Below are 16,203 nucleotides of genomic sequence, written 5' to 3' on the forward strand. Positions count from 1 at the left end.
CAGCCGCTCAGCCGCCCAGCCGGGCGACCCAGTCGGCCGGCACCCGGTCGGCCGGGCCCGGCACCGACTGGTCGTCGGGGTGGCTCGTCGGGGCGGCGAGCTCGGGCCCGGCGACGGCGTCCTGGGTGCGGAAGTCGTAGAACCAGTCCTCGCCCGGCTCGAAGCTGGCGATGACCGGGTGACCGGCCTCCTCCGCGTGCGCGGTCGCGTGCTTGCCGAGCGAGTCGTCGCAGCAGCCCACGTGCCCGCACTGCGCGCAGCGGCGCAGGTGGAACCACCACGAGGAGCTGGCCTCGCACTCGACGCAGCCGGGGCCGCTGGGCGGGACGGACGGGTCGATGCCGGTGGGTGCGGTCACGCCGCCACCCTGGCACCACCGACCGGTCGGGCGCACCTCGTGGCGGGTGGTCAGACCTCGATGCGGGCGCCGAGCACCACGGTGCGGTCCCGGGGGAGCTCGAAGGACCGGGCGACGTCCGTGGTCAGGTGCGCGGTCGCGGTGAACACCGCCCGCCGCCAGCGCGGCAGGTCGTGGCGGCCGCGGTGCCGGCCGGGGGCGCGGCTGACGTCGATGGTGGACAGGAACCACGAGGCGTCGGCGACGTCCACGTCGACGTCGGCCCGCCCGAGGGCCTCGGCCAGCGCAGTCGGGACGTCGGTGCGCTGCCGGTAGCCGAAGTGCAGCGTCACCAGCACCACCGAGCCGTCGCTGCCCTCGGGCACGGCGACCCGGCCGACCTCGTCCTCGACCACCCAGGGGGTGGGGGCGGTGGTCAACGAGACGATGAGCACCCGCTCGTGCAGCGCGTGCAGGTGCTCGACGGTGGAGCGCATCGCCAACGGTGCGGTCGGTTCGGCGTCGGTGGCGGCCCGGTTCAAGTAGACCGCCGTGCCGGGCACCCGCACGACCGGTGCGCCGGGGTCGCACACCTCGTGCAGCAGGTCCGCCAGCGGACCTTCCTGCTCCTGGCGGCGAGCGGTGACGAGCCGGCGCCCGCGGGCCCAGGTGGTCATCACCGTGACCAGCACGACGGCGATGACCAGCGGCACCCACGCCCCGTGTGCCAGCTTCGTGAGGTTGGCCGCGAGGAACCCGAGCATGACCAGCCCGACGAACGCGGCCCCGGCCAGCACCGCCGGGCGCGGCCAGCCCCACCGGTGCACGGCCAGCACCGAGACCAGCACGATCGTCACCAGCACGGTGCAGGTCACGGCCATGCCGTAGGCGAACGCCAGCGCCGCCGAGCTGCCGAAGGCCAGCACCAGCAGGACGACCGCGACCATCAGGGCGTAGTTGACGAACGGCACGTAGACCTGGCCGATCGTGTGCGCCGACGTGTGCACGATCCGCAGCCGCGGCAGGTAGCCCAGCTGCACCGCCTGCCGGACGACGGAGAACGCCCCGGTGATCACCGCCTGCGAGGCGATCACGGTGGCGAGGGTGGCCAGCACCACCAGCGGGACCAGCGCCCAGCTCGGCACCACGCGGAAGAACGGGGCGGTGATCGGACCGTCGGGGGAGAGGTCGCCGACCACCAGGGCGCCCTGGCCGAAGTAGGAGAGCATGCAGGCGGGGTAGACCAGGAACAGCCAGGCCCGGGTGATCGGCGCACGGCCGAAGTGGCCCAGGTCGGCGTAGAGCGCCTCGGCCCCGGTGATGACCAGGACCACGGCGGCGAGGGCGAAGAAGGCGGTGCCGGGCCGGTTGAGGAAGAAGCCGACCGCGTAGGTGGGCGACAGCGCCCGCAGCACACCGGGCTCCTGCACCACCCGGCTCAACCCGGCCAGCCCGATGGTGAGGAACCACAGCACCATCACCGGCCCGAACGCCGCCCCGACCTTGGCGGTGCCGAACCGCTGGACGGCGAACAGCGCCACCACGATCACCAGCACGGCCGGGACGACGAACCCGCCGAGCCCCGGGTCGACCACGGTCACGCCCTCGACCGCGGACAGCACCGAGATGGCGGGGGTGATCATGCTGTCGGCCAGGAACAGCGCGGCCCCGGCGATGCCGGCCAGCGCCAGCCGCCGGACCACCCGCGCCGGCAGCCGCCGTCCGTCCCGGCCCGGGCGGCCGACCAGGGTGATCAGCGACATGATGCCGCCCTCGCCGTGGTTGTCGGCCCGGAGCACGACGCCGACGTAGAGCCCGGTGACCACCACGGTGGCCGACCAGAAGATCAGCGACAGCAGACCCAGCAGGTTGGGCTCGGTCAGCGGCACCGGGTGCGGGTCGTCGGGGCTGAAGAGGGTCTGCAGGGTGTAGATCGGGCTGGTGCCGATGTCGCCGAACACGACGCCGAGGGCGCCCAGGGTGAGCGCGGCCCGGGTGGGCGTCCCGGTGCCGGGCCGCACCCGGCCCCGGCCGGTCGGCCCGTCGGCGGGCGGGGCGGGGGTGGTCAGCTCGCTCACGCCGCGACAGTGAACACCGTCGTCCTGTGCCGCGTGCGCGACCGGCTCAGGGTTCGTCGACCTCGGTGTCCGCGTGCGCCGGGACGACGGCCGGGAGCGGGTGCAGGGGCACCTGGCCGCCGGCCTGGGCCTCGCGGAAGCCGTCGACGTCGGGGAACAGCACGCTGCGCCGCCGGTCGAGGCCGGCGAGGTGGGTGCGGAGGGCCGGCTTGAGCCGGGCCGGGACCACCAGGGCGCAGAACGGCAGCCGACGCGGGCGGCCCGGCTGCCGGGCGCCCTCGGCGAACAGGGCGGCCAGCCGCTCCCGCCCCGGTGGTGGACCGAGCCGCAGGGGCAGCCCGTCGATCCCGCCCGCCGGCCCGGTCGCCGGCACCGCGCCGGACAGGAACAGGCCCTCCTGGGCCTGCGTGCGGGCGTCGGGCACCGCGGGCCTGAGGAGGAAGGGTTGCCCGTCGAGCGCCGACCGGCGCAGCGCGTGCCGCAGCGACCGGTCGGCGGGCTCGGGCACCGGCCGGTGCTCCGGGTAGGTCGGCGACGACGTGACGTCGAAGGACAGCAGGACGCCGGGCTGCTCGTCGTCCTGGCAGGCGAACCACAGCGCGGTCATCGGGTTGCCGGTGACGTCGAGCAGCCGGGTGGGCAGGCCGTGGCGTCGGAGGTGGGCCAGCAGGCCCAGGTCGGTGGCCAGGGGACCGCAGCCGTCGGCCAGCCCCCACGAGCGGGCCCGGGCCAGCAGCGCCACCTCGTGCTGGCGGACCAGCACCTCGTCGGGCAGCGGTTCGCCCTCGTCCACGACCAGCGACCGCAGGAGCGAGGACCGCACGCGCAGCCGGCTGCTGGGGCAGCCCCGCCAGACGTACCGCCGGTCGGCCGCCAGCGTCACGACCCGGGAGACCGCCCGGAACACCTCGTCCACGGACTCGACGCGGTGGCCGCGTCCGCTGCGGACCCACGCGGGGTCGACCTGTTCGGGCACGGGCGCAGTGTGCCGGGCACCACCGACATCCCGGCACCACCGACATCCCGGCCCGACATCCCGGCCCGGCGGTGCGGCTCGGTCAGGGGCGCGCGGCGACCGCGTCGAGCGCGGCGAGCTGGTCGGCGTCGAGGTCGACCTCGGCGACGGCCAGGTTCTCCTCGAGGTGGGCCAGCGACGACGTGCCGGGGATGAGCAGCACGTTCGGGCTGTGCGCCAGCAGCCAGGCCAGCCCGACCTGGGCCGGGGTGGCCCCGACCTGCCCGGCGACCTGCTGCACGACGGGGGAGTCGACGACCTTCGGCATGCCGGGGAACGCCGAGCCCAGCGGGAAGTAGGGCGCGTAGGTCACCCCGTGCCGGGCGCAGAGCTCGAGGACGTCCTCGTCGTCGCGGGCCAGCAGGCTGTAGGCGTTCTGCACGGTGACGATGCCGGCGTCGGCGATGGCCTGCTCGACCTGGGCACGGCTGGCGGTGGAGATGCCGATGCCGGCGATGAGGCCCTCGTCGCGCATCGTGACCATCGCGGCGAGCTGGTCGGCGAGGTCGACGTGCTGGTCGTCGGGCCCGTCGTCGCCCTCGTGCAGGCGCAGGTTCACCGCGGCCAGCCGGTCGGTGCCCAGCGCGCGGAGGTTGGCCTCGACGTCCTCGCGGAGCTGCTCGGGGCGTTGGGCGGGGAGCCAGTTGCCCTCGGCGTCACGACGCGCGCCGACCTTGGAGACGAGCGCGAGGTCGGCCGGGTAGGGGTGCAGCGCCGCGTGGATCAGCTCGTTGGCGACGTCGGGGCCGTAGAACTGCGCGGTGTCGATGTGGTTGACCCCCGCCTCGACGGCCCGGCGGAGGACGGCGATCGCGGCGTCGCGGTCCTTCGGGGGGCCCATGACGCCGGGGCCGGGCAGCTGCATGGCGCCGTAGCCGATCCGCCGGACCCGGTAGCCGGCCAGGTCGACGGTGTCCGGGGCGTGGGGGGAGCTGGTGGTCATGCCTCCACCCTCGCACCGTGCGCGGGTCGCCGCCCGGCCGCCTGGGCCTGGATCCCGGCGAGGAGCAGGTCCAGCCCGGAGCGGAAGACGTCCTCGTCGTCGTGGCGGGCGAACTCGTCGGCCACGTGGTGGGCGAAGGGGTAGTGGCCGGGGTCCAGCGCCCGCCACCGGTCGGCGTAGAGCTCGAGGAACGCGGCCGGCTCCAGGCCGCTGTCGAGGAACTCCTTGGGCGGCGGCTGCGCCATGTCGGCCGCGATCCCGACGATGTAGCTGACCAGCGACGACGCGGCGTGGAACCGCTGCTTGGGGGTGAGGTCCAGCCGCATGAGCTGCTGGCCGATCCGGTCGAACATCAGCATCGAGTTCGGCTGCAGGCCGGTGTTGCGCAGCATGTACGAGCCGAACCACGGGCGGCGGCGCATCTCGTCGAACAGGGCGAGCGACAGCGCACGCAGGTTCGCGACCGGGTCGGGGCCCTCGCCGAGGTCGGCGGTGTGCTCGAGCAGGTGGCCCATGACCTCGTCGGTGGCCCGGTCGAGCAGCTCGTCGCGGTTGGCCACGTACCAGTAGATGCTCGCCGCGCCGCCGCCGAGCCGGGCCGCGAGGGCCCGGAAGGTGAGGGCCGGTTCGCCGCCCTCGTCGAGCAGTGCCACCGCCTCGCCGAGCACGGTCTCCAACGAGTGGGCCATCCGGCGGCGCTCGGCCCCGGGGCGTGCAGGACGCGCGGGTGCGGCGGATCGGTCGCTCATGCTTGCACTCTATCGAACGCCGTTCTATTGTCTCGAACAGCGTTCGACCATCGAACGCTGTTCGATGACTCCGGAGGTGCCCATGACCACCACGAACGCCCCCGGGCAGACCACCGCGGCACCGACCTACGGGTCGCTGCGCGCCGCTGCCCTCCCGCTCGCCGCCCTCTGCCTGGCCTTCTTCGTCGAGATGGTCGACAACACCCTGCTCACCATCGCCCTGCCGACCATCGGCCGGGACCTCGGCAGCGGCACCACCGCCCTGCAGTGGGTCACCGGGGCCTACTCGCTGACCTTCGGCGGCATGCTGCTCACCGCCGGCTCGGCCGCCGACCGGCTCGGGCGCCGGCGGGTGCTGCTCACCGGGCTCGGCGCCTTCGGCGTCATCAGCCTCGCCGTCGTGCTCGTCTCCACGGCCGGCGAGCTGATCGCGCTGCGCGCCGCCCTCGGGCTGGCCGCCGCCGCGATGGCCCCGGTGACCATGTCGCTGATCTTCCGGCTGTTCGACGACGAGAAGCTGCGCATGCGCGCCATCACCGTCGTGATGGTCGTCGGCATGTCGGGCTTCGTGCTGGGCCCGCTGCTGGGCGGCACCGCCCTGGCCCACGTGAGCTGGACCTGGCTGCTGCTGGTCAACGCGCCGATCGCGCTGATCGCCTGGATCGGCGTCCGGGTCGGCGTGCCCGCCGACCGGCGGGAGGACCTGACGAGCGACCCGCTGGACCTGCCCGGCGCCGTCCTGACCATCGCGGCCATCGGGTTGGGCTGCTACGCGCTCACCAGCGGCGTCGAGCACGGCTGGCTGTCGCCGATCACGCTGGCCGCGGCGCTGGGCGCCGTCGTCGCCGGCACCTGGTTCGTCCGGCACGAGCGCACCACCGAGTTCCCGATGCTCGACCTGGGCCTGTTCTCGACCGGCCCGGCGCGCGGTGCGGCGATCACCCAGATGGCCGCCTCGATCACGATGGCCAGCGTCATGTTCGGGCTGATCCTGCACTTCCAGTACGCCTACGGCTGGAGCCCGGTGAAGGCCGGGTTGGCCAACCTGCCGCTGATCCTCACGATGCTCGCCGCCACCCCGGTCGCCGAGCACCTGGCCTCCCGGTTCGGCCACCGCATCGCCTGCCTGGTCGGCGCCGGCCTGCTCGTGGCCTCGCTGCTGGGCATGGCGTGGGGTGTCGAGCACGGCTACGCCGCCATCGCGGTCTCGATGGTCGTGCTGACCACCGGGCTGCGCACCATCATGACGATCTGCGCTGTGGCCCTGGTCGAGGCGATGCCCGCCAACCGCACGTCGATGGGCGCCGCGCTCAACGACACCGCCCAGGAGGTCGGCAGCAGCCTGGGCACCGCGGTGGTCGGCACGATGATCGCCGCCCTGGTCACCTCGACGCTGCCCGCCGGGGTCTGGACGTCGGACCTCGTGCAGTCGTTCTTCAGCGGCGAGCGGACCACCTACCTGGTGCTGGCCGGCGTGGTCGGCGTCGTGGCCACCTACGGCGCCCTCTCCCTCACCGACTCGCGCGCTACCGACGACCACTGACGGCCCACCGGGACCCGGCCCGGGACGACGCGGCCCAGGGCCGGGCGTAGCTTCCGGCCATGACCTCGTTCAGCCCCGAGCTCCAGCGCGTCCTGGACACCGTGCCCGCCGCCGACGTCGACACGTCGACCGTCCCGGTCCCCGCCGACGGCGTCGAGCTGCAGGGCTACCTCGCCGCCCCGGCGGGCGTCGAGGGCCGGCGGCCCGGGGTGCTGGTGCTGCACGACTGGTCGGGCATGACCGACCACGTGCGGGTGCGCGCGCAGATGCTGGCGCGGCTGGGCCACGTCGCGCTGGCCGGCGACGTCTTCGGCACCGCCGAGCAGCCCGCCTCGACCGAGGAGTCGATGGCGCTGGTCGGCCGGTTCTACGGTGACGTGGAGCTGTTCCGGGCCCGCGTGCAGGCCAACCTCGACGCGCTGCGCGCCGACCCCCGGGTGGACCCGTCGCGGATCGTGGTCATGGGCTACTGCTTCGGCGGCAGCGGGGCCCTGGAGGCCGCGCGCGCCGGTGCCGACGTCCGCGGGGTCGTGTCCTTCCACGGCGGGCTCGGCACGTCGGCCCCGGCCGAGCCGGGCAGCGTGACCGCCTCGGTGCTGGTGCTCACCGGCGCCGACGACCCGATGGTGCCGCCCTCGGCCGTCGAGGCCCTGGAGGACGAGCTGCGGACGGCGGGCGCCCCCGACTGGCAGGTGGTCACCTACAGCGGCGCGCTGCACGCCTTCGCCGTTCCGGGGGTCGACGCGGCCGAGCAGGGCGCGGCCTACCAGGACACCGCCGACCGCCGCTCGTGGCGGGCCCTGCAGGACTTCCTCGCCGAGGTCGTCCCGGTCTGAGGCCCGGTCCTTCGTCGACCGGTTCGCCGGCATCCTGCCCGGGCCCGCCGACCCGGGGTGACCGCGCCGGTCAGGCCGGGCCGGTGACCGCCGCGGCGTGCTCCTCGGCCCATCGCGCCAGGGCCAGCAGCGGCCCGCCCGCGAAGCTCGCACCGGTGGCGGTCAGCCGGTAGGCCCGGTCGACCTGCTCGACCAGACCGCGGGCGCGCAGCCGGGCCAACGACTGGTGCAGCACCTTGTCCCCGACCCCGCCGAGCTCGGCGCGCAGCTCGACCCGACGGCGCGGGCCGGCGCGCAGGGCGGTGAGCACGACGGCGTCCCAGCTGTGCGCGATCAGGTCGACGCCGAGCCGCACGTGGCAGTCCGCGGTGCTCAGCGGTTGCACGGCAGCCCCCGGGTGGGTCCGGATGCCTACCGAGCGGTAGGCATCCCGAGCTTAGCGTCGGGGACCCACCACTCCACGGGAGGACCAGCGATGTCGACCACACCGTCCACGACCGGCTCCGACGACGGCCCCGGCGACCGACCCGTCGTCGTCCTCGGGGCGACCGGGCAGCAGGGCGGCGCGGTGGTGCGGGCGCTGCGCGAGCGGGGCCGCGCCGTCCGGGCGGTCGTGCGGGACCCGGCCGGCGCCCGGGCCCGGACGCTGGCGGCGGGAGGGGTCGAGGTGGTGCCCGGGGACCTGGACGACGCGGCGTCGCTGCGGTCGGCCATGACCGGCGCGCACGGGGTGTTCAGCGTCCAGCCGAGCTCGGGCCAGGCCGGGTCGGGCGTCACCGACGAGGACGAGGTCCGGTTCGGGCTGGCCGTCGCCGACGCCGCGCAGGCGGCCGGCGTGGCGCACCTGGTGTACAGCTCGGCCAACGCCGTGGGGCCGGTGCCGACCGGGGTGGGGCACGTCGACACCAAGGCCCGGATCGAGGAGCACGTCCGCGCACTGCCGACCCCCAGCACGGTCATCCGGCCGGCGGCCTTCATGGAGATCCTGCTGCTCCCGGGGTCCGGGCTGCCCGACGGCCGGTTCTCGTTCCTGGCGCGTCCCGACCAGGCCATGCAGTTCATCGCCGCACGCGACGTCGGCCGGGTGGTCGCGCAGGTGCTCGCCGCCCCCTCCCGCTGGGCCGGCCGGACGGTCGAGCTCGCCGGTGACGCCCTGACCGGGGACGCCCTCGCCGCCGTCCTGGCCGGGCACCTCGGTCGACCCGTCGAGTACCGGCGGATCCCGGACGACGTGCTCGCCCGCGAGCGGCTCCTGGGTCGGCTGGCCGCACTCGTGGACGACGGCCGGTTGGCCGGCCGCGCGGACCTCGACGCGCTGCGGGCCGACTTCCCGTTCCTGCTGCGGTTCGACGACTGGCTGGCCGGACCCGGCTCCGCTCTCCTCGACGCAGCCCTGCGCCCGACCAGCGGCGGCGTCTCGCTGCGGTGAGCGGTCCCGCCGGACCCCGTCAGCCGTGGTCCGGGGCGGTGGCGTACTCCTCGTCGGTGACCGGGGTCAGCCAGTGGACGACGGCGTGGTCGTCGTCGGCCTCGTTGATGGCCAGGTGCACCATCAGCCGGTCGGAGGCGGCGCCGTGCCAGTGCTCCTCGTCGGCCTCGAACAGCACGCGGTCGCCCGGGCGGATGACCTCGACGGGGCCGCCACGACGCTGGCACAGGCCCACGCCCTCGGTGACGAAGACGGTCTGGGACAGCGGGTGGCGGTGCCAGTGGGTGCGCGCGCCGGGCATGAAGTGGACCAGGTTCGCGGTGATCCGTGAGGGGGCCGGGGCGGCGGCGACGGCGTCGATGTAGACGTCGCCGGTGAACCAGTCGGCGGGGCCCTTCGCGGTGGCGGTGGAGCTGCGGGTGATCTGCACGGGATGTCCTGTTCTCGGGGTGGTCAGCGGGCGGGTGCGGCCTCGGTGGGCAGCGCGTCCTGGGTCGCGGCCCAGGACGCCAGCAGCTTCAGCGCGTCGGCGGTCGGCGTGCCTGCGGCTGCGGTGTAGACGTTGAGCTGCAGGCCCGGTGCCGACGGCAGCTCCATGGACTCGAAGTCCAGGTCGAGCTGGCCGACGACGGGGTGCCGCAACCGCTTGCTGCCGGAGCGGTGGAACTGGACGTCCTGCGAGGCCCAGCGGCGGCGGAAGGTCTCCGAGCGGGTCGACAGCTCCCCGACCAGGGCGATGAGGTCGGGGTCGTGCGGGTTGCGGCCGGCCTCCATCCGCAGCATGGCGGCCGCGTCGCGGGCGACGCGGTCGTAGTCGACGAAGAAGTCGGGCGCAGCCGGGTCGAGGTAGACGAACCGGGTGGTGTTGGCCGGGCGTCGCCCGTCGGCCAGGACGGGGGCGTAGAGGGCGCGGGCCAGGGTGTTCATGGCCAGGATGTCGTGGCGGCCGTTGCGCACCCAGGCCGGGGCGTCGGTCATCGCGTCCAGCACCTGCTGCACACCGGGTCGGACACCGTTCGGGGCGGTGCGGCGGCGCCGGGCGCTGCCCGGGCCGCTGGCCACGGCCAACGCGGCCAGGTGTGCGCGTTCGGCCTCGTCCAGGCGCAGGGCGTCGCCCAGGCCGTCGAGCACCGACTCTGAGGCGCCGGCGAGGCTGCCGCGCTCCATGCGCACGTAGTAGTCCACCGAGACCCCGGCCAGCATCGCCACCTCCTCGCGGCGCAGGCCCTTGACCCGCCGGTTGCCGCCGTAGGCCGGCAACCCGGCCTCGGCGGGGGACAGCCGGGCGCGGCGGGTCGTGAGGAAGTCGCGGATCTCGGCGTGCAGGTCGGTGGAGCCCATGGCGTCCACGGTAGGCAGCACCAGCGCGGCCAGGGGGGCCCTGTCAGTACCGGGATCGACCGTGGCTGCCGCACCCGCGGGATCGGGGGTGCAGTGGTCCGGTGCCCTCCTCGACCAAGCCGGCCGCCGTGCTGGCCATCATCCTGACCAGCTACTTCATGATCCTGCTGGACAACTCGGTGATCTTCACCGGACTGCCCGCCATCCGCGCCGGCCTGGACCTGTCGGCGACCCAGCTGTCCTGGGTGCAGGACGCCTACGTGCTGGTGTTCGGCGGTCTGCTGCTGCTCGCCGCCCGCGCCGGGGACGTCCTGGGCCGACGGCGGCTGTTCGTCGCCGGCCTGGTGGTGTTCGGGGCGGCGTCGCTGCTGATCGGGCTGTCCCCGAACGGGGCATGGATGATCGCCGCCCGGGCCGTGCAGGGGGTGGGCGCGGCGATCGTGGCCCCGACCTCGCTGGCGCTGCTGACCGCCTCCTTCGACGGGGAGGCCCGCACCCGCGCGGTGGCCTGGTACGCCGCCACCGCCGGCATCGGGGCCAGCCTGGGCCTGCTCGTCGGCGGCGCGCTGACCGAGTGGGTGTCCTGGCGGGCGGCGTTCCTGGTCAACGTCCCGATCGCGGTCGCGATGGTCGTCGGTGCCCGGAGGGTGCTGGTCGAGACCCCGCGGCAGCACGGCCGCCCCGACGTCGTCGGGGCCCTGACCGCCACGCTGGGCATGGGTGGGCTGGTGTTCGCGATCATCGAGTCCGCCGTGACGGGGTGGACCTCACCGCGCGTGCTGCTCCCGGCGGCGGTCGGCGTGGCTCTGCTGGTCGCCCTGGTGGTGACCGAGTCCCGGGTGGCTCAGCCGATCATGCCGCTGCGGCTGTTCGCCGACCGCGAGCGGTCGGGCGCCTACGCCGTCCGCATGCTCTACCTGGGCGCGATGATGGGGTTCTTCTTCTTCGGCACCCAGCTGATGCAGGACGGGCTGGGGTTCACCGCGCTGCAGGCCGGGCTGGGGTTCCTGCCCATGTCCGCGGTGAACTTCGCCGTCGCCCTGGCCATCCCGAGGCTGCGCACCCGGGTCGGTGACGGGGTGCTGCTGACCGCGGGGACGGCGCTGACCCTGGCCGGCATGGTCTGGTTCTCCCGCGCCGGGATCACCGACCCCTACCTGTCCGCGATCGCGTTGCCCATGGTGCTGATCGGCGCCGGGCAGGGCCTGGTGTTCGCCCCGCTGACCTCGGCGGCCCTCGCCCGGGTCTCCGGTGCCGATGCGGGTGCGGCGTCCGGGTTGCTGAACACCGCCCACCAGCTGGGCTCGGCGCTGGGCCTGGCGGTGCTGTCCGCGGTGGCGGCGACCGCCGGCGCAGGGCGCACCGGCACCGCCGCCGTCGCCGCCCGGGTGGAGGGCGCGCTCGCCGGTTCCGCCGTCCTGCTCGCACTCGCGTTGGTCGTGGTGTCCGTCGTGCTGCTGCCCCGGCGCGCCACCACCACGACCCCGTCGTCGTCCGGGCGGAGCGGCCGGGAGCCCGTCGTCGCCGGTCGCTGAGGGGTACTGGCAGTACCGGTCCGGACGTGCCCTGGCAGCGCCTCGCGACCCGGGGGACCGTGGTGGGCATGACCGTCCCCACCTTGACCCTGAACAACGGCGTCACCCTCCCGGCCCTGGGCCTGGGCGTGTTCCAGACCCCTCCGCAGGAGACCCGCGACGCGGTCACCGCGGCCCTGGCCGCCGGCTACCGGCACATCGACACCGCTGCCGCGTACGGCAACGAGCGGGAGGTCGGCGAGGCCATCGCCGCCGCCGACCTGGACCGCGCCGAGGTGTTCGTCGAGACCAAGATCTGGATCAGCGACTTCGGGCACGAGGAGACGCTGCACAGCTTCGACAAGAGCGCCGGCAAGCTCGGCGTCGACCAGATCGACCTGCTGATCCTGCACCAGGCGCTGCCCTCGGAGTTCGAGAAGACCCTCGGCGCCTACCGCGCGCTGGAGGAGCTGCTGGCCGACGGGAAGGTGCGGGCGATCGGCGTCAGCAACTTCATGGTCGAGCACCTCACCCAGCTGCTGGACCGCACCGACGTCGTGCCGGCGGTCAACCAGATCGAGGTGCACCCGTTCTTCCAGCAGCGGGAGGTGCAGGACGTCGGCCGCGAGCACGGCATCCTGACCCAGGCGTGGTCCCCGATCGGCGGCATCACCCACTACCGCGACAGCGGCCACGCCAGTGCGCTCACCGACCCGACGATCGTCGGGATCGGCGAGGCGCACGGCAAGAGCGCTGCCCAGGTCATGCTGCGGTGGGGCCTGCAGCAGGGCCGCCAGGTGATCCCCAAGTCGACCAAGCCCGAGCGCATCGCCCAGAACATCGACGTGTTCGACTTCGAGCTGACCGCCGACGAGCTGGCCGCGATCGACGCCCTGGAGACCGGCCAGCGCGGCGGACCCGCCCCCGAGCAGGTCACCCTCGAGGCCTTCGGCCGCGACATCCCCGAGGCGTGACGGCTCCCGGCGGACCCCGCCTGCCGCTCGACGGAGGGACGACGATGCCCGCCCTCGGGCTCGGCGTCGGGGCGATCGAGAGCGAGCCGGGTCAGGCCGCGGCGTCGGTCGAGGCGGGCCTGCGGGTCGGGTTCCGACTGGTCGACACCGCGGCCGTCTACGGCAACGAGGCCGAGGTCGCCGAGGGCATCGCCGCCTCCGGGGTGCCCCGCAGCGAGGTCTTCCTGACCACCAAGCTGTGGATCACCGACTACGGGTACGACTCGGCGCTGCGGGCCTTCGACGCCAGCGTGGCGCGGTTGCGCACCGACCACGTCGACCTGTACCTGCTGCACCAGCCGCTGCCCACGGACTTCGACACCACGGTGGCCGCCTACCGGGCGTGCGAGCGGCTGCTGGCCGAGGGGCGGGTGGGGGCGATCGGCATCTGCAACGCCTCGGCCGCCCACCTTGCTGCCCTGGCCGAGCGGACGACGGTGACGCCGGCGGTGAACCAGGTCGAGCTGCACCCGTACTTCGCGCAGCCCGAGCTGCGCCGGGTGCACGCGGCGGCGGGCATCGTGACCCAGGCGTGGTCGCCCATCGGGGGCGTGTCGAGCTGGGGTCCGCAGGGCGGCAGCCGGCCCGGACCGCTGGCCGACCCCGTCGTCCTCGGCATCGCCGCGGAGCTGGGCCGAACACCTGCCCAGGTGCTGCTGCGCTGGCACCTGCAGCGCGGGGACGCCGCGGTCACGAAGTCCTTCCGGGCCGAGCGGGTGCGCGAGAACCACGACGTGTTCGGGTTCGAGCTCGGCCCGCAGCACGTCACCGCGATCGACGCCCTGGACACCGGCGTCCGCGGCGGCCGCGATCCCGAGACGGTCACCCGCTGACGACGACGGGGCCCGGTGCCACCGGCACCGGGCCCCGTCGCGTGCGGGTCAGGGCTGCAGCAGCACCTTGATCGCGCGCCGTTCGTCCATCGCGGCGTAGGCCTCGGCCACCTGCTCCAGCGGGAGCGTCAGGTCGAAGACCCGACCGGGGTCGATCTCCCGGCGCCACACCAGGTCCAGCAGGTGCGGGAGGTAGGCGCGCACCGGGGCGACGCCCCCGCGGATGCCCTTGTTGGCCCAGAACAGCTCCTCGGTGGGCAGGTCACCGTGCGGCACCCCGACCAGGCCGATCATCCCGCCGGGACGGGCGGCCGCGACGGCCTGGGCGCGGGCCTCCTCGGTGCCGACGCACTCCAGCACGCAGTCCGCGCCGATGCCGTCGGTCAGCTCCCGCACCTGTGCCAGGCCCTCCTCGCCGCGCTCGGCGACGACGTGGGTGGCGCCGAACTCCCGGGCGATGGCCTGCCGGTCGGCGTGCCGGCTCATCGCGATGATCGTGGTGGCGCCCAGCTGCGCGGCGGCGAGCACCCCGGACAGGCCGACGGCGCCGTCCCCGACCACGACCACGCTGGAGCCGGCCTGCACTCCGGCGGAGACGGCGGCGTGCCAGCCGGTGCACATCACGTCCGAGAGCGCCAGCAGGCTGGGGACCAGGTCGGCGTCGGGCTGGCCGGGGGTGGCCAGCAGGGTGCCGTCGGCGTGGGGGATGCGGATGCGCTCGGCCTGGCAGCCGTCGTAGCCGCCGCCGTGCTGGCAGTTGGCGTGCTGGCCGTGCCGGCACACCGCGCAGGTGCCGTCCGAGTGCAGGAATCCGCCGACGACGAAGTCGCCGACGGACACGGTGGTGACCGCGTCGCCGACGGCCTCGACGACGCCGACGTACTCGTGGCCGATCGGGGTGGGGTGGGGGACGTCGGCGATGCCGCGGTAGCGCCACAGGTCCGAGCCGCAGACGCAGGCGGCGACGGTCCGGATGACGGCGTCGGTGGGTTCGATGACGGTGGGGTCGGGACGGTCCTCGATGCGGACGTCCCCCGACCCGTGGATGACGGCTCCTCGCATGCGTCCATTCCACCCCGGCGGCCGCAGCCGGGGGAGGGCCTGCCAGTACCCCCGAGCTCGGTGGTCAGCGGCTCCGGTCGACGGCGGTGGCCAGGAGCTGGGCCGCGGTGGTCAGCTGGTCGGGGGTGTGGGCCGCGTAGCCGAGGACGAGGCCCGGTGGGCCCGGGGTGCGGCGGTGCCAGCTGAGCGCGTGCACACGCAGGCCGAGCTGGGCGGCGTGGTCGGCGATCGCCGTGTCGTCGGGGTGGTCCAGGGTGACGGTGAGGTGGAGGCCGGCGGCGATGCCCCCGATCGACGCGTGCGGGAGGTGGGCGGCCAGGGCGGCGACGAGCGCGTCGCGGCGGGCCCGGTTGCGTCGGCGGACGCCGCGCAGGTGACCCTCGAGGGTGCCGTCGGCGAGCAGCGTGGCCAGGGTGAGCTGGGGGAGGACGGGGCTGCCGAGGTCGCTGGCGTGCTTGGCCTCGAGCAGGTCCGCGAGCAGGTGGGCCGGCGGGATCGCCCAGCCGAGCCGCAGGGCGGGGGCGAGGGTCTTGGACATCGAGCCGGTGTGCAGGACGTGGTCGGGGGCGGCCGGCTGCAGTGCCGGGGTGGGCTGCCGGTCGTAGCGGTGCTCGGCGTCGTAGTCGTCCTCGATCACCAGGCGGTCCCCGTGCCGGGCCCAGTCCAGGAGTTCGCGGCGGCGGTGCGGGGCGAGCAGCACCCCGGTGGGGAACTGGTGGGCGGGGGTCACCAGCACGACGGAGGTGTCCGTGGCGCCGAGGCGGTCGACGCGGAGCCCGTCGTCGTCCACGGGCACGGGCACCGGGTCCAGCTGCCAGTGCTGCAGCTCGTCGGCGGCGCCACCGCTCCCGGGGTCCTCGACGCCGATGCTCGTGTGCCCGCGGCGGCGCAGGGTCAGCGCGGTGAGCGCCAGGGTCTGGGCGACGCCGCCGACCACGACGAGCTCGTCGGGCGTCGTCCGCACGCCCCGGGTGCGGGCCAGCCAGTCGGCGAGGGCGTGCCGCAGGCGGGGGTGGCCGGCGGGGTCGCCGTAGCCCAGGTCGGCCGACCCCAGGCCGGCCAGCACGGCGCGCTCCGCACGCAGCCAGGCCGCCCGGGGGAACGCGCCCAGGTCGGTCCGGCCCGGGGTGAGGTCGAGGGTGATCGCGGGGTCCGGCGGGAGCGGGAAGCGGCGCCGCCCGACGGCCCGGGACGACGTGCGCCTCGTCCGAGCCGGTGCCGGGGCGGCCAGCGGGGCGGTGCGCGTGCCGTCCCCGACGCGGGCGGTGGTGAGCCCCTGCTCCGCGAGCCGCTGGTAGCACTCGACGACCGTGCCCCGGGCGATGCCCAGCTCGTCGGCGAGGGTGCGGCTGGAGGGGAGCAGGGTGCCGGGGGACAGCTGACCGGTGGTGATCGCCGTCCGCAGCCGGTGGGTGAGCCAGTCGGTGGTGCCGCGTGGCGGTGCCTGGCCGATGTCCAGCTGGAGGAAGTCCGACCCGGCCACGTCCCCACCCCTCGGTCGATTGGTCCA

At 74.9% G+C, this 16,203-nt stretch carries 16 protein-coding genes; 6 read left to right on the forward strand and 10 right to left on the reverse strand.

What is annotated here, in order from left to right:
- Nucleotides 1-7: 7 nt before the first annotated feature.
- The 5 genes from BLS67_RS05090 to BLS67_RS05110 form a co-directional block, all read right to left on the reverse strand.
- The gene (locus BLS67_RS05090; protein ID WP_091240923.1) at nucleotides 8-358 is read right to left on the reverse strand and encodes a UBP-type zinc finger domain-containing protein; all 351 of its coding nucleotides are present in this window, start codon (nucleotides 356-358) and stop codon (nucleotides 8-10) included.
- Nucleotides 359-408: 50 nt separating this feature from the next.
- Nucleotides 409-2,415 carry a potassium transporter Kup gene (locus tag BLS67_RS05095; RefSeq protein ID WP_242653840.1) on the reverse strand — a complete coding sequence of 669 codons (2,007 nt, stop codon included), beginning with the start codon at nucleotides 2,413-2,415 and terminating at the stop codon, nucleotides 409-411.
- A gap of 46 nt (nucleotides 2,416-2,461) precedes the next feature.
- A complete protein-coding gene (locus BLS67_RS05100) occupies nucleotides 2,462-3,391 on the reverse strand; it encodes an FRG domain-containing protein (protein WP_131801673.1) in 930 nt (309 codons plus the stop codon).
- 82 nt (nucleotides 3,392-3,473) lie between these two features.
- On the reverse strand, nucleotides 3,474-4,373 hold the full coding sequence (locus tag BLS67_RS05105; protein WP_091240927.1) for an oxidoreductase: 900 nt from the start codon (nucleotides 4,371-4,373) through the stop codon (nucleotides 3,474-3,476).
- Entirely contained in the window at nucleotides 4,370-5,122 is a 753-nt protein-coding gene (locus BLS67_RS05110) for a TetR/AcrR family transcriptional regulator (protein ID WP_091240931.1), read from the reverse strand. The genes BLS67_RS05105 and BLS67_RS05110 overlap by 4 nt, the downstream gene beginning before the upstream one ends.
- Before the next feature lie 82 nt (nucleotides 5,123-5,204).
- On the opposite strand from BLS67_RS05110, the gene BLS67_RS05115 reads away from it, so the two are divergent.
- Entirely contained in the window at nucleotides 5,205-6,665 is a 1,461-nt protein-coding gene (locus BLS67_RS05115; RefSeq protein WP_091240935.1) for an MFS transporter, read from the forward strand.
- 59 nt (nucleotides 6,666-6,724) lie between these two features.
- A complete protein-coding gene (locus BLS67_RS05120; RefSeq protein ID WP_091240938.1) occupies nucleotides 6,725-7,501 on the forward strand; it encodes a dienelactone hydrolase family protein in 777 nt (258 codons plus the stop codon).
- 70 nt (nucleotides 7,502-7,571) lie between these two features.
- Here the strand turns inward: BLS67_RS05120 and BLS67_RS05125 are convergent, their stop codons facing one another.
- Nucleotides 7,572-7,886, reverse strand: coding sequence for a winged helix-turn-helix transcriptional regulator (locus BLS67_RS05125; RefSeq protein ID WP_207500311.1), 315 nt, complete (start codon nucleotides 7,884-7,886; stop codon nucleotides 7,572-7,574).
- A gap of 90 nt (nucleotides 7,887-7,976) precedes the next feature.
- Between BLS67_RS05125 and BLS67_RS05130 the strand changes: the two genes are divergently transcribed.
- Entirely contained in the window at nucleotides 7,977-8,930 is a 954-nt protein-coding gene (locus tag BLS67_RS05130) for an NmrA/HSCARG family protein (protein ID WP_091240944.1), read from the forward strand.
- A 19-nt stretch (nucleotides 8,931-8,949) separates the two neighbouring features.
- On the opposite strand, the gene BLS67_RS05135 is transcribed toward BLS67_RS05130, so the two are convergent.
- Together BLS67_RS05135 and BLS67_RS05140 are read right to left on the reverse strand one after the other, a co-directional pair.
- Nucleotides 8,950-9,360, reverse strand: coding sequence for a (R)-mandelonitrile lyase (locus BLS67_RS05135; RefSeq protein WP_091240947.1), 411 nt, complete (start codon nucleotides 9,358-9,360; stop codon nucleotides 8,950-8,952).
- A 23-nt stretch (nucleotides 9,361-9,383) separates the two neighbouring features.
- Nucleotides 9,384-10,271, reverse strand: coding sequence for a helix-turn-helix transcriptional regulator (locus BLS67_RS05140; protein ID WP_091240952.1), 888 nt, complete (start codon nucleotides 10,269-10,271; stop codon nucleotides 9,384-9,386).
- 101 nt (nucleotides 10,272-10,372) lie between these two features.
- On the opposite strand from BLS67_RS05140, the gene BLS67_RS05145 reads away from it, so the two are divergent.
- The 3 genes from BLS67_RS05145 to BLS67_RS05155 all read left to right on the forward strand — a co-directional run bounded on the left by BLS67_RS05145 (nucleotide 10,373) and on the right by BLS67_RS05155 (nucleotide 13,631).
- Nucleotides 10,373-11,806 carry an MFS transporter gene (locus BLS67_RS05145; RefSeq protein WP_207500312.1) on the forward strand — a complete coding sequence of 478 codons (1,434 nt, stop codon included), beginning with the start codon at nucleotides 10,373-10,375 and terminating at the stop codon, nucleotides 11,804-11,806.
- Nucleotides 11,807-11,874: 68 nt separating this feature from the next.
- Nucleotides 11,875-12,759: an aldo/keto reductase gene (locus BLS67_RS05150; protein WP_091241858.1), complete on the forward strand. Its 885-nt coding sequence runs from the start codon at nucleotides 11,875-11,877 to the stop codon at nucleotides 12,757-12,759.
- 44 nt (nucleotides 12,760-12,803) lie between these two features.
- Nucleotides 12,804-13,631, forward strand: a complete 828-nt coding sequence (locus BLS67_RS05155; protein WP_091240955.1) for an aldo/keto reductase — start codon at nucleotides 12,804-12,806, stop codon at nucleotides 13,629-13,631.
- A 48-nt stretch (nucleotides 13,632-13,679) separates the two neighbouring features.
- On the opposite strand, the gene BLS67_RS05160 is transcribed toward BLS67_RS05155, so the two are convergent.
- Together BLS67_RS05160 and pdxR are read right to left on the reverse strand one after the other, a co-directional pair.
- Nucleotides 13,680-14,693 (reverse strand): zinc-dependent alcohol dehydrogenase family protein, encoded by a 1,014-nt coding sequence (locus BLS67_RS05160; protein ID WP_091240958.1) that lies wholly within the window; start codon nucleotides 14,691-14,693, stop codon nucleotides 13,680-13,682.
- Nucleotides 14,694-14,757: 64 nt separating this feature from the next.
- Nucleotides 14,758-16,176 (reverse strand): MocR-like pyridoxine biosynthesis transcription factor PdxR, encoded by a 1,419-nt coding sequence (gene pdxR, locus BLS67_RS05165; protein ID WP_091240961.1) that lies wholly within the window; start codon nucleotides 16,174-16,176, stop codon nucleotides 14,758-14,760.
- Between the last annotated feature and the right edge of the window lie 27 nt (nucleotides 16,177-16,203).

The sequence above is a fragment of the Klenkia soli genome (assembly GCF_900103975.1).
GTDB classification, from domain to species: Bacteria; Actinomycetota; Actinomycetes; order Mycobacteriales; family Geodermatophilaceae; genus Klenkia; species Klenkia soli.

Coding starts and splice junctions, on each gene's coding strand:
- BLS67_RS05105 (WP_091240927.1), bottom strand. CDS start 4,373: ATGACCACCAGCTCCCCCCACGCCCCGGACACCGTCGACCTGGCCGGC.
- BLS67_RS05110 (WP_091240931.1), bottom strand. CDS start 5,122: ATGAGCGACCGATCCGCCGCACCCGCGCGTCCTGCACGCCCCGGGGCC.
- BLS67_RS05115 (WP_091240935.1), top strand. CDS start 5,205: ATGACCACCACGAACGCCCCCGGGCAGACCACCGCGGCACCGACCTAC.
- BLS67_RS05120 (WP_091240938.1), top strand. CDS start 6,725: ATGACCTCGTTCAGCCCCGAGCTCCAGCGCGTCCTGGACACCGTGCCC.
- BLS67_RS05130 (WP_091240944.1), top strand. CDS start 7,977: ATGTCGACCACACCGTCCACGACCGGCTCCGACGACGGCCCCGGCGAC.
- BLS67_RS05140 (WP_091240952.1), bottom strand. CDS start 10,271: ATGGGCTCCACCGACCTGCACGCCGAGATCCGCGACTTCCTCACGACC.
- BLS67_RS05150 (WP_091241858.1), top strand. CDS start 11,875: ATGACCGTCCCCACCTTGACCCTGAACAACGGCGTCACCCTCCCGGCC.
- BLS67_RS05155 (WP_091240955.1), top strand. CDS start 12,804: ATGCCCGCCCTCGGGCTCGGCGTCGGGGCGATCGAGAGCGAGCCGGGT.
- BLS67_RS05160 (WP_091240958.1), bottom strand. CDS start 14,693: ATGCGAGGAGCCGTCATCCACGGGTCGGGGGACGTCCGCATCGAGGAC.